The sequence below is a fragment of the Methylopila capsulata genome (genome assembly GCF_016907975.1).
Classification (GTDB): Bacteria; Pseudomonadota; Alphaproteobacteria; order Rhizobiales; family Methylopilaceae; genus Methylopila; species Methylopila capsulata.
On sequence record NZ_JAFBCY010000003.1, the window covers coordinates 480,467 to 492,156 of the forward strand.

At 69.6% G+C, this 11,690-nt stretch carries 10 protein-coding genes; 3 read left to right on the forward strand and 7 right to left on the reverse strand.

The features are described from left to right. Positions 1–85 precede the first annotated feature (85 nt). From phnY to JOD31_RS13490, 3 genes are all read right to left on the reverse strand, one after another. Complete coding sequence (gene phnY, locus JOD31_RS13480; protein WP_428980915.1) at positions 86–1,540, reverse strand: phosphonoacetaldehyde dehydrogenase; 1,455 nt, start codon at positions 1,538–1,540, stop codon at positions 86–88. Further along, positions 1,540–2,784, reverse strand: coding sequence for a phosphonoacetate hydrolase (gene phnA, locus JOD31_RS13485; RefSeq protein WP_204951415.1), 1,245 nt, complete (start codon positions 2,782–2,784; stop codon positions 1,540–1,542). The genes phnY and phnA overlap by 1 nt, the downstream gene beginning before the upstream one ends. A gap of 139 nt (positions 2,785–2,923) precedes the next feature. After that, positions 2,924–4,066 carry a 2-aminoethylphosphonate--pyruvate transaminase gene (locus JOD31_RS13490; protein ID WP_204950856.1) on the reverse strand — a complete coding sequence of 381 codons (1,143 nt, stop codon included), beginning with the start codon at positions 4,064–4,066 and terminating at the stop codon, positions 2,924–2,926. Between the two features lie 108 nt (positions 4,067–4,174). On the opposite strand from JOD31_RS13490, the gene JOD31_RS13495 reads away from it, so the two are divergent. Next, the gene (locus tag JOD31_RS13495; protein ID WP_204950857.1) at positions 4,175–5,041 is read left to right on the forward strand and encodes a LysR substrate-binding domain-containing protein; all 867 of its coding nucleotides are present in this window, start codon (positions 4,175–4,177) and stop codon (positions 5,039–5,041) included. Between the two features lie 3 nt (positions 5,042–5,044). Here the strand turns inward: JOD31_RS13495 and JOD31_RS13500 are convergent, their stop codons facing one another. From JOD31_RS13500 to JOD31_RS13515, 4 genes are all read right to left on the reverse strand, one after another. Beyond that, positions 5,045–5,890: an EamA family transporter gene (locus JOD31_RS13500; protein WP_204950858.1), complete on the reverse strand. Its 846-nt coding sequence runs from the start codon at positions 5,888–5,890 to the stop codon at positions 5,045–5,047. 71 nt (positions 5,891–5,961) lie between these two features. Further along, a complete protein-coding gene (locus JOD31_RS13505) occupies positions 5,962–8,436 on the reverse strand; it encodes a GcvT family protein (RefSeq protein ID WP_204950859.1) in 2,475 nt (824 codons plus the stop codon). Positions 8,437–8,512: 76 nt separating this feature from the next. Then, on the reverse strand, positions 8,513–9,289 hold the full coding sequence (locus tag JOD31_RS13510) for a DeoR/GlpR family DNA-binding transcription regulator (RefSeq protein WP_204950860.1): 777 nt from the start codon (positions 9,287–9,289) through the stop codon (positions 8,513–8,515). 79 nt (positions 9,290–9,368) lie between these two features. Further along, positions 9,369–10,319 (reverse strand): GlxA family transcriptional regulator, encoded by a 951-nt coding sequence (locus JOD31_RS13515; RefSeq protein ID WP_204950861.1) that lies wholly within the window; start codon positions 10,317–10,319, stop codon positions 9,369–9,371. A 90-nt stretch (positions 10,320–10,409) separates the two neighbouring features. Here JOD31_RS13515 and JOD31_RS13520 point away from each other — a divergent pair, with 90 nt between their 5' ends. Beyond that, positions 10,410–11,225, forward strand: coding sequence for an SDR family NAD(P)-dependent oxidoreductase (locus JOD31_RS13520; RefSeq protein WP_204950862.1), 816 nt, complete (start codon positions 10,410–10,412; stop codon positions 11,223–11,225). A 12-nt stretch (positions 11,226–11,237) separates the two neighbouring features. Further along, positions 11,238–11,684, forward strand: a complete 447-nt coding sequence (locus tag JOD31_RS13525; protein WP_204950863.1) for a (2Fe-2S)-binding protein — start codon at positions 11,238–11,240, stop codon at positions 11,682–11,684. Positions 11,685–11,690 lie beyond the last annotated feature (6 nt).

Genomic DNA, 11,690 nt, shown 5'->3' on the forward strand with positions numbered 1-11,690 from the left:
TTTTCGATCAACTTACGTCGATATTTTATTCAACCTTTGTTGCAGTTATCTGACAAGAACTCTTTTTATTCACAGGCGCCCAAACTTACGCCGTCCAGGGCATCGACCATGTGCGGACGTTTGTGAAGCTCTTCATGGCTTCGACCACACCCTCCTTGTAACCGAGGCCGCTGTCCTTGATCCCGCCGAACGGGGACATCTCGATGCGATAGCCCGGGACCTCCCAGACGTTGACCGTGCCGACCTCAAGCTCCGCCACGAAGCGGGAGACGTAGTCGAGCCGGTTGGTGCACACGCCCGACGAGAGCCCGTATTCGGTGGAATTCGAGATGCGGATGACCTCGGCGATATCGTTCGGGCAGCGCACGATCGGGATCACCGGCCCAAAGGTCTCCTCGTGCACCAGCTCGCAGTCGTACGGCACGTTGTCGACGACCGTCGGCGCGAACAGCGCGCCCTGGCGCGGCGCGCCGTGCAGGATCTCGGCGCCCTTGGCGACCGCGTCGTTCACGCGGCCCTCGAACTGGATCGCCGAGCGCTCGTTGATCACCGTGCCGACGTCGGTCGCCGGATCCATCGGGTCGCCGCACTTGAGCTTCCTCGCCTTCTCGACGACGAGCTTCGAGAATTCCTCGGCGACGCTCTCGACCACGAGGATGCGCTTCACGGCGGTGCAGCGCTGTCCGGAGTTCTTGGTCGCGCCGGTGACGGCGAGCTCCGCCGCCTTGTCGAGGTCGGCGTCCTCCATCACGATCAGCGGGTCGTTGCCGCCGAGCTCCAGCACGATGCGCTTGTAGCCGGCGGTGTTGGCGATGTGCTTGCCCACCCTTACCGAGCCCGTGAAGGTGACGAGGTCGGCGTCGGGATCGGTGATCATGGCGTCGCCCATCGTCGACGGGTTGCCGGTGACGACCGACAGCATCTCCGGCGGCAGGCCCGCCTCGTAGAGCACGTCGGCGAGCGCGAGCGCGGTCAGCGGCGTCAGCTCGGTGGGCTTCAGCACCAGCCGGTTGTTGGTGGCGATCGCCGGCGCGAGCTTGTGGCTCACCATGTTGAGCGGGTGGTTGAATGGCGTGATCGCCGAGATCACGCCCAGCAGCGGCAGCCGCGTCGTGAAGATTTTTCGCGCTTTGCCGTTCGGCGAGATGTCGCAGGAGTAGATCTCGCCGTCGTCCTTGATGGTGAGCTGGGCGGCGAACGACCACACGTCGTAAGCGCGGCTCGCCTCGTAGAGCGAGTCCTTCCAGCAAAGCCCCGCCTCGGCGGTGATCAGCCGGGCGAACTCTTCCCTCCGGTCCCGCAGCAGCTCCGCCGTCTTCTGCAGGATCTGCTGGCGCTCGTAGCGGGTCAGCGTCGGCTTGAAGGCCTTGGCCTTGGCGAAGGCGTCACGCACGTGCTCCGCCCGCGCCGCGGGGACCGTGCCGACCACCGAGTTGTCGTAGGGGTTCTTCACCTCGACGACGTCGTCGGTCCGCACGAGCTTGCCCGCGATCCGCATGGTTTCTGCCCGGAAGGGCGGCTTGACGTTGGCGTTCATGATCAGCGCACCAGGTTCAGCGCGACGTCGAAGACGTCGAAGTTGCGGAGCGTCCGGCCCTCGGGAATCTCAATCGCGCGGTTCGCGATCATCGGCACGGTCTGCTCGGTCAGGCCGCCGTGGCTGCGCAGCGGCTCGGTCAGGCCGGAGAGATCATGCTTCGCGGCGGACGTGCCGAGCACCTTGTGGCGGTCGCAGAGCACGACGACGTCGCCGATCCGGTCGGCCGGCAGTTCGAAGCGCTCACAGGCCTCTTCGGCCGGGATCGCGACGGTCACGCCGCCGATCGCCTTCGCGATCTCGATGACGGCGGGAACCTTGTCCGCATCGACATAGACGGTCGCGAACGAGCCCAACGCGCCGTGATGGGCGACGTAGGGGTCGGTGATCGGCAGGATCACCCGCGTCACGCCCGCGCCGAGCGCCGCGTCCAGAATCTCCTGCAGATAGATCACGTCCGGCTCGCCGTTCGGGAGATGCTTGTCGTTCATGCCGTGGTCGGCGGTCATCACCAGCGTGCAGCCGGCGGCGTCGAGCTGGCCGACGTACCCGTCGAACATCGCGTAGAAACTGTTCGCGACCTCCGAGCCCGGCGCCGCCTTGTGCTGCACGTAGTCGGTGGTCGAGAGGTACATGACGTCCGGCCGGAAGCCGTTCAGCAGCTTCACGCCCGCCGCGAACACGAACTCCGACAGGTCCGCGGAGTAGACCTCCGGCAGAGGCTTGCCGACGAACTCCAGGACGTTTTCGATGCCGTTCTCGGGCAAGTTCGCCTTGTCCGCCTTTTCCGAGGAGAACGCGATCGCGGTTCCGCTGGTGAAATCGAGCCCCTTGCCCAGCAATGTGCGCAGCTTGTCCTTCGCGGTCACCATCGCGACCTTGAGGCCGGCCTTCTGGAACTCGGCCAGGATGGTCGGCGCGCGGAGAAAACGCGCGTCGTTCATCATCACTTCGACGCCCGCCTCGCGGTCGTAGAAGAAGTTGCCCGCGATGCCGTGCACCGCCGGCGGACGGCCGGTGATGATCGACAGGTTGTTCGGGTTGGTGAAGCTCGGGATCACCGACAGCGCGGTGGTGTTGGCGCCCGTCTTCATCAGCCGGTCGAGGTTCGGCGCAAGGCCCGCCGCGATCGCCTCCTCGATGTAGCCTGGCTCCGACCCGTCGATGCAGATCACCACCACCGGCTGCTCAGGCCGACGGTAGCTCCGCCCGTTGGCGACCACGTCCGCGCCGACGTTCACATGCATGTTCATGGGGCCGTTCCTCTAAACCTCGTCATCCCGGCCGAAGCGAAGCGTAGAGCCGGGATCGCGCGCCGAAAGAGGCGCCTTGTTCGGATGACGATCCCGGATCGGCCTGACGGCCGTCCGGGATGACGCTCTTGATTCACGCCGCCGACTTCAGGCCGACGCCCATGTCCTTCAGCACCTCGGCCACCACGCCGACGAAGGCCTTCATGTCCTTCGCGTGCAGGTCGCCGATGCAGCCGATGCGGAAGCTGTCGGCCACCGTCAGCTTGCCGGGGTAGATCACGTAGCCGCGGTCCTTCAGCGCGTCGTAGAAGCGCTGAAATACGAAGGCCGGATCTTTCGGCATGTGGAAGGTCACGATGATCGGGGCCTGGCGCGCCTCGGGCAGCAGCGTCTCGAAGCCGAGCGCGCGCATGCCGTCGATCAGGATGCGGGCGTTGTCGGCGTAACGCTCGCCGCGGCCGGCGACGCCGCCCTCGGCCAAGAACTCCTTAAGCGCCTCGTGAAACGCCACGATGACGTGGATCGGCGGGGTGAAGCGGTACTGACCGGTCTTCGAGATCGCCTGATGCTGATCGTGTAGGTCGAGCACCAGCGTAGTGGCGTTGCCCTTGGTCTCCTCCAGCGCCGTCTTCCGGGCCAGCACGAAGCCGAGGCCCGGCACGCCCTGGATGCACTTGTTCGACGAGGCCGCGACCGCGTCGAAGGCGACCTCGCGGGAATCGAGCGGCAGCGCGCCGAAGGCGCTCATGGCGTCGATCAGCAGGCGACGGCCGAGCCTTGCGACCAGCGCGGCGATCGCCTCCACCGGGTTGCGGATGCCGCTTGTCGTCTCGCAGTGCACGGCGAAGACGTGGGTGACAGCGGGATCGGCGGCCAGGATCTGCTCGATCTCCGCGAGGTCCGGCGGCGTGTCCTCAGCCGTCTCGTGCACCACGTTGGCGCGGCCGGCGACGTCGAGGATCTTCTTGGCGCGCAGGCCGTAGGCGCCGTTCACCAGCACCAGGACCTTGCCCGAACGCGGCACGAAGGTCGTCAGCATGGCCTCGACCGCGAAGGTGCCGGAGCCCTGCATCGGCACCGTCACGAACTCCGCCTCGCCGTGAATGATCTTCGGCAGGCCCTCAAGCACCGCCCTGTTGATCGCGATGAAGGCCGCGTCGCGCGAGCCCCAGTCGTGGACCATGGCCTCCTTGACGGCTTTAGAAGTCGTCAGCGGACCGGGGGTCAGCAGCAGCGGGTCGCCGGTTTCGGATCGGGCGATGGAGGCGGAGGCCATAAGCGTCTCGTCCAGCTCGTCGTTGATGACGAGAGGAGGCTAGCCGCTCCGGCTCGAATAGGTCCAATATGGAGTTTGCATCGCACCCATAGACAGGATCTATGCACCATGGCGATCAGTTCCTCGGGGCTCGCCGCCTTCCACGCCGTCGCACAGGCCGAGAGCTTCACCAAGGCGGCGCGCGCCCGCAACGTCAGCCAGCCCACCCTGTCGGCGCAGGTGCGGGCGCTGGAGGAGGCCTTCGGCGTCCGCCTGTTCGACCGCGTCGGGCGCACCGTGAAGCTGACGCCGCTGGGGCAGAGCCTGTTCGTCATCACCGCGCGCCTGTTCGCCGCCGAGGACGAGGCGGAGGCGCTGCTGGCGGGCGTCCGCACCCTGTCGCGCGGGCACCTGCGGATCGCCGCCGACAGCGCGACGCATGTCATGCCGGCGCTCGGCCGCATCCGCGACCGGCACCCCGGCCTCACCTTCTCGCTCACCATCGGCAACTCGTCCGACGTGCTGAACCAGCTGATCGACTACGCCGCCGACGTGGCGGTGACGGCCAAGCAGACCTCCGACCCGCGCATCCGCAGCGTGCGGCTGAGCGCGGACCGCCTGGTCGGCTTCGTCCGCGCCGACCACGCCTTCGCGGGCCGGCCGGCCGTGCCGATCGAGGCCTTCGTCGGGCAGGACGTGGTCCTGCGCGAGCGGGGCTCGGTCACCCGCGAGGTGTTCGAGCTGCGGCTGGCGGAGGCGGGGGTGCGGCCCGGCCATCTGCTCGAGGTCCAGACCCGCGAGGCGGTCCGCGACGCGGTCGCCACCGGCTTCGGCGTCGGCGTGATCTTCGGCGCGGAGTTCCGCGACGGCGAAGGTCTCGCCCGCATCGAGATCACCGGCGCCGACCTCGCCGTCGCCGAATACGCCGTGTGCCTGGAGGAGCGCCGGCGGATCCCGCTGGTGCGCAGCTTCATGGAGGCGGTGCAGGAGGGGTGAACGTCACCCCACCCGCATCAGCGCCAGCGCCCCGACGATGAGCACGGCGGAGACCGCGCGGCTCCACTGCAGCGGCTCCTTCAGCAGAAGCACGGCGATCAGCGCGGCGAACAGCACGGAGGATTCGCGTACCGCCGCGACGAGCGGGATGGGGGCGACGGTCATCGCCCAGATCGCGATCCAGTAGGAGCCGAGCGACATGGCGCCGCCGGCCAGTCCCTGCGCGAGGTAAGGCCGCATCGGCGCGAGGCCGGCCAGCCCCCGCCGCCACAGCGCGAACAGCAGCAGCGGGAAGGCGTCGATCACGAACAGCGTCGCGGAATAGGCGTGCGGATCGCCTGATATGCGCGCGCCGACGCCGTCGACCAGCGTGTAGCCGCAGATCATGAGCGCGGTCAGCCCGGCGTAGCCGAGCGCGACGGGATCGAACGCCGCGCCCTTCCGGCGGCCGAGGATCGAGATCAGCATCACGCCGCAGCCGAGCGTCGCGACGCCCGCGATCTGCAGCGGCGAGAGGCTCTCGCCCAGCAGCAGCAGGCTCGCGGTGACGGTGAGCAGCGGCGCGCCCCCGCGGGCGATCGGGTAGACTTGGCTCATGTCGGCCCGCTCGTAGGCCTTGGTGAGCGCGATGTAGTAGCCGAGATGCAGCGCGATCGAGCCCAGCAGCCACGGCCAGGCTTCGAGCTTCGGCGGCCCGAACGCGATCAGCCCCGGCAGGCCGACAACGCCGGCGCCGGCGGTGACCAGCGTCATCGCGAGGAACGGCTCGATCCGGAGCTTGAGGAACGCGTTCCAGCCGGCGTGCATGGCGGCCGCCGCGAGCACGGCGAAGAAGACGTGGAGCTCCATTGCTTACGTCGCTCCCGCCGCGCGGCCGCACGTCTTGTCCCGACCTTGAGCCGGGACACGGATCGAGCGGGTCATCCGGCTTTCCTGAGAGGCTGCGGCGTGGCGGTCTCCACGCCTTGCGAACCCAGGAACGGCTTGAGGCTCGCCCTCACCGGCAGCCGTTCCCCGCCCGCGTCGATCGTGAGCCGCAGCGCGTCCAACGCCTGCTGGTCCGGCGCGCGGGCGGCGTCGATCCAAGCTATCGCGACGACGCCCCCGAGCGTCGCGCCATAGGCGGCGGAGGTCACCTCGCCGACGGCGACGTCGTCCGCCAGCAGCAGTTCGCCGCCCCAGGCCATCTGCGCGCCGGGCTCCGGGCCGAGCAGCGAGACCAGCCGCTTCGTCGGCGCAGGCCCCGCGCGGGCGGCCATTAGGGCGTCGCGGCCGATGAAGTCGCCCTTGGCGAGGTTGACCACAAAACCGAGGTCGCAGGCGTCGGGCGTAAGGTCCGGCGAGGTCTCGCGCCCCCACGCGCGGAACCCCTTCTCGATGCGCAGCGCGTCGAGGGCGTAGTAGCCGGCGTCGCGCAGGCCGAAGGCTGCGCCCGCGGCCGTCAGCGCGTCGTAGACGCCGGCCGCGAACTCGGTCGCGACCGTAAGCTCGTAGCCGAGCTCGCCGGCGTAGGAGCGGCGGGCGGCGAGCACGGTCGCGAAGCCGACCGCGATCTCGCGCACGGCGTTCGGCGGAAACGCCGCGTCGTCGAGGGCGGCGTCGGTCAACGTCGCGAGCAGGTCGCGGGAGCGCGGGCCCATCAGGCCGAGCACGGCGTAGGCCGAGGTAACGTCGGTCAGCGTCGCCCGCGCGTCGCCGAGGTGGCGCCGGATCCAGTCGGCGTCGCGCACCGGCTGGCCGGAGCCCGCGACGATCAGGAACGCGTCGCGGCCGACCCGCGCGACGGTGACCTCCGTCTCGATGCCGGCGCGGCGGTTCAGCATCGGCGTATAGGCGCTGTCGCCGACGGCGAGCGCCATGTCGGCGGCGCAGAGCCGCTGCAGCGCGGCCTCAGAATCCGGGCCCTCCAGCCGCAGCTTGGCGAAGGAGGTCATGTCGAACAGCGCCACCGCCTCGCGCGCCGCGCGTTGCTCGGCGGCGCAGGCCTCCAGCCAGTTCGGCCGGCCGAAGCCATAGGCGATCTCGCGGTCGTGGGCGCCTGTGGCGAAGTAGTTCGCTCGCTCCCAGCCCATCTTGGAGCCGAAGACGGCGCCCTTGGCCTTCAGCCGCTCGTAGACCGGCGAGGTGCGGAACGGCCGCGCGGTGACGAGTTCGCGGTTCGGCCAGGGCATGGCGTAGTGCAGGCCGAGCGTCTCCTTCACCCGCTCCTTCAGCCAGGCCGGGTTGGCGTTGAAGGCGGCGAAGCGGCGGATGTCGACGGGCCAGAGATCCTGCGTCGGTTCGCCCGCGACGATCCATTCCGCGAGCGCGCGCCCCGCCCCGCCGGCGGAGGCGATGCCGGCGGAGTTGAAGCCGGCGCCCACGAACAGGCCCCGCACCTCCGACGTCTCGCCCAGCAGGAAGTTGTTGTCCGGCGTGAAGCTCTCCGGCCCGTTGACGGTGGTGCGGATCGCCGCGGTCTCGAGCGCGGGCACGCGCGTGAGCGCGTTCTCCATCAGGATCTCGAACTGATCGTGGTCGTCCGGCAGCAGCTGGAACTCGAAGTCGTCCGGAATCCCGCCCATGCCCCAGGGCTTGGCGTCCGGCTCGAAGCCGCCCATCACAAGGCCGCCGACCTCCTCCTTGAAGTAGATGAAGCCGTCGGGGTCGCGCATGACGGGCAGGTCGGGATGCACGCCGTCGATGCGCTCGGTGACGAGGTAGAAGTGTTCGGCCGAGTGCAGCGGAATCGAGACCCCGCACATCTTGCCGAACTGGCGCGACCATTGCCCGGCGCAGATCGCCGCCGTCTCGCAGGCGATCTCGCCCCGGCTGGTCGCAACGCCACGGATGCGGCCGTCCGTGATGGTGACGCCGGTCACCCGTGTCTTCTCAAAGATCCGGGCGCCGCCGGTCCGCGCGCCCCGCGCCAGCGCCTGGGTGAGGTCGGTCGGGTTGGCCTTGCCGTCGCCCGGCAGCCAGACGCCGCCGACGAGATCGTCGGTGCGCATCACAGGCCATTTTTCGCCGGCCTCGGCGGGCGTCAGCTCGTGGATCTCGACGCCTTGCGCCCGCGCCGAGGCGATGGTGCGCCGGAGCTGGGTCATGCGCTCGGCCGTCCGGGCGACCGACACCGAGCCGCACTGCTTCCAGCCCGTGCCGAGGCCCGTCTCGGCCTCGAGCCGCGCGTAAAGCTCGGTCGAGTAGCGGATCAGCCGGGTCATGCTGGCCTGCGAGCGCAGTTGGCCCACGAGCCCCGCCGCGTGCCAGGTCGTCCCGCTCGACAGCCGCCCCTGCTCCAGCACCACGACGTCGCGATGGCCGAGCTGCGTCAGGTGATAGGCCAGCGAGCAGCCCACAATGCCGCCGCCGATGATGACGACCTCGGCCTGGGTGGGAAAGGTCGGTTCGGTCATGGCGCGGCCTCCAGCGAGAGCCGAACCCTAGCCGCAGAAAATTCCAAATCCAATCATAAAATCACAAAATATCACATTATGAGGCCTTGGCGACGAGGCACGGGATCTGCTGCGCGGCCAGCGACGCCTTCATCTGCCGCGGCGGCGGGGCGTCGACGATCACCCCCGCCGGCGCGCGGGTCCAGGTGATGCGCGCCGGGCCGGCGCGCCCGAATTTGCCATGGTCGGCGATCAGATAGCTCTGCCGCGCGATGTCGATCATGACCGACCGCGTCTCGGCGGCGAGGCGCGAAAACACCGTGACGTCGCCTTCCATCGTGATCCCGCCGACGCCGACGAACACCAGGTCGACGCGGTGGCGGGCCAGCGCGGCGATGACGTCGACGCCGACCGTCGCGCCGTCGTCCGGGTCGACCTCTCCGCCCAGCACGGTGACCTTCAGGCCGGCGCGGCTCAGCAGGAGAGCGTCCACCAACGACGTCGCGCAGACCGAGACGTCCTTCGGCGACGACGCCGCGAGCGCGACCGCGACCGCGTGGGTGGTCGCGCCCGAATCGAGCAGGACGACCATGCCCGGCTCGATCAGCGCGGCGGCGGCGCGTCCGATCGCGGTCTTGCCGGCGGCGTTCTCGCGGATCCGCTCGGCGTAGGGCGGCTCGCCGACGCCCCGCTTGAGCGCGCCGCCGTGGACCACGTCGAGACGGCCTTGCGCCGCCAGCGCCTTGAGGTCGCGCCGGATCGTCTCGCGCGACACGCCGAAGCTCTCGGCGAGGGCCTCGACGCTGACGGAGCGCTCCGCGTCGACCCGCTCAAGGATGTCGTAGAGCCGCTTGGCGGCGATAGGGCGGGACATGGAAGGAACGCTCTCCGAACGGAGCCGGCAGTGTGGGGACGGACCTCGGCGGTGGCAACAACGCCCGCCCGCAGGAGCCTCAGGCGGAAGCTTGCATGCTCCGGGCGGCGCGCCGCAGCGCCTGGGGCGGATGGCCGTAGGCGCGCAGAAAAGCGCGCCGCATGCGGTCGGGATCGACGAAGCCCGCCTCCTGCGCGATCACCTCGTTCGACAGTCGCCCGGCTTCGAGCATCTGGCGCGCGGCCTCCACCCGCAGGGTCTCGACCGCCTTGGCGGGCGACTGGCCGGTCTCGGAACGAAACGCGCGGCTGAACTGCCGGGGGCTGAGCCGCGCGACCTCCGCGAGCCGCTCGACGGAGAGATCGATTGCGATGTTTTCACGCGCGAAGGCCAGCGCCGTCTGGATGCGGTCGGAGGCGGGCTTCAGGTCCAGCATCGCGGAGAACTGCGACTGCCCGCCGGCGCGCAGATGATAGACCACGAGCCGCTTGGCGATCGTACGGGCGACCGCCTCGCCGACGTCGGCCGCGACGAGGGCGAGCGCGAGGTCGATGCACGCCGTCATGCCGGCCGAGGTCCAGACGCCGCGGTCCTCGATGAAGATCCGGTCCTCCTCGACCTTCACCTTCGGGTAGCGTCGCTGCAGGTCGCGGCCGCGCGCCCAGTGCGTGGTCGCCCGCCGCCCGTCGAGCAGGCCGGCCTCCGCGAGAAAGAACGCCCCCGTGCAGATCGACGCCGTGCGGCGCGAAGCGGCGGCCGCCTCCTTCAGGAATGCGATCAGGCCGGGCGTGCTCGGGCGGTCGCCGAGGCCGCCGGTCATCATGACGGTGTCGAAGCCAGGCGCGCCGAACGGCCGACTGTCCACCCCGGCGCCGAACGAACTTGGCGTCACGCCGCCGGTCTCCGACAGCATCTCGACGGCGTAGGCCGGTTCGCCGAGCGCGGCGTTCGCGAGCTCGAACACCGTTCCCACCGCGAGATCGAGCGCCTGGAAGCCCGGAAAGATGATCAGTCCGACGGTGCGCGTCATGTCTCGAAAAGCCGGATAAATGACATTTGAGACATAGCGGTACGCGCCTAGCCTCAGCTCGTCAAATTGGCGTCGGCGAAGGAGAGCGACATGGCGAACACCGCGGGCAAAGGAACGGCGCTTGTGACGGGCGCGTCCTCCGGCATCGGCGCCGTCTACGCGGACCGGCTGGCGAAGCGAGGCTACGATCTCGTGCTCGTCGCCCGCGACGAGACGCGCCTTGCGGCGCTCGCCGAACGCCTGGTCGCCGAGACCGGCGTGACGGTCGAACCGCTTAAGGCCGATCTGAACGCGCAGGCCGATCTCGCCGTCGTGGAGCGCCGCCTGCGGGACGACGCCAGCATCGCGCTGCTGGTCAACAACGCCGGGGTCGCCGCGGTCACGCCCGTGATCCACACCGACGTCGACCAGCTCGACGCCATGATCCGCCTCAACGTAGTGGCCGCGACCCGCCTTGCGGCGGTCGCCGGCGCAGCCTTCGCCGCCCGCGGCGCCGGCTCCATCATCAACATCGCGTCGGTCGTCGCCCTCGCGCCCGAAATGCTGAACGGCGTCTACAGCGCCTCGAAGGCCTACGTGCTCGCCCTCACCCAGGCCATGAGCCACGAGCTCGCCTCCTCCGGCGTCAGGCTGCAGGCGGTGCTGCCGGGCGTCACCGCGACCGAGATCTGGGAGAGGGCCGGCCATGGGCTGGAGAAGCTCCCGGCCGAGATGGTGATGGGCGCCGGCGAGATGGTGGACGCGGCGCTCGCGGGCTTCGACCAGGGCGAACTGGTGACCATCCCGTCCCTGCCGGACCTCGGCCAATGGGAGTCGCTGGAGGCCGCCCGCAAGGCGCTCGCTCCCAACCTCTCCCGCAACCACGCCGCCGACCGCTACCGGTCGGGCCTCACGGCCGCGGCGTAAGGGAGGGCGGCCATGTACGACGTCGACATCAACGGCAAGATTCTCAAAGCCGACGCGGAGCCCGGCACGCCGCTGCTCTGGGTGCTGCGCGACACGCTCGGGATGACCGGCACGAAATACGGTTGCGGGATCGCCCAGTGCGGGGCCTGCACCGTGCTCGTCGACGGGCAGGCGACCCGCTCGTGCCAGCTCCCGATCGAAGCGGTCGAGCAGTCGAAGATCACCACGATCGAGGCCATCGAGCAGGACGAGATCGGCCGCAAGGTCGTCGAGGCCTGGGTCGCGGCGCAGGTGCCGCAGTGCGGCTACTGCCAGTCCGGCCAGGTGATGGCCGCGACGGCTTTGCTCAAGGAGACGCCCAGGCCGACCGACGCCGACATCAGCGACGCGATGAGCAACCTCTGCCGTTGCGGCACCTACAACGCGATCGCCGCCGCCGTGCGGCGGGCCGCGGCCTGAGGAGGC

Coding starts and splice junctions, on each gene's coding strand:
- JOD31_RS13505 (WP_204950859.1), bottom strand. CDS start 8,436: ATGACCGAACCGACCTTTCCCACCCAGGCCGAGGTCGTCATCATCGGC.
- JOD31_RS13510 (WP_204950860.1), bottom strand. CDS start 9,289: ATGTCCCGCCCTATCGCCGCCAAGCGGCTCTACGACATCCTTGAGCGG.
- JOD31_RS13500 (WP_204950858.1), bottom strand. CDS start 5,890: ATGGAGCTCCACGTCTTCTTCGCCGTGCTCGCGGCGGCCGCCATGCAC.
- JOD31_RS13515 (WP_204950861.1), bottom strand. CDS start 10,319: ATGACGCGCACCGTCGGACTGATCATCTTTCCGGGCTTCCAGGCGCTC.
- phnA (WP_204951415.1), bottom strand. CDS start 2,784: ATGCATGTGAACGTCGGCGCGGACGTGGTCGCCAACGGGCGGAGCTAC.
- JOD31_RS13495 (WP_204950857.1), top strand. CDS start 4,175: ATGGCGATCAGTTCCTCGGGGCTCGCCGCCTTCCACGCCGTCGCACAG.
- JOD31_RS13525 (WP_204950863.1), top strand. CDS start 11,238: ATGTACGACGTCGACATCAACGGCAAGATTCTCAAAGCCGACGCGGAG.
- JOD31_RS13520 (WP_204950862.1), top strand. CDS start 10,410: ATGGCGAACACCGCGGGCAAAGGAACGGCGCTTGTGACGGGCGCGTCC.
- JOD31_RS13490 (WP_204950856.1), bottom strand. CDS start 4,066: ATGGCCTCCGCCTCCATCGCCCGATCCGAAACCGGCGACCCGCTGCTG.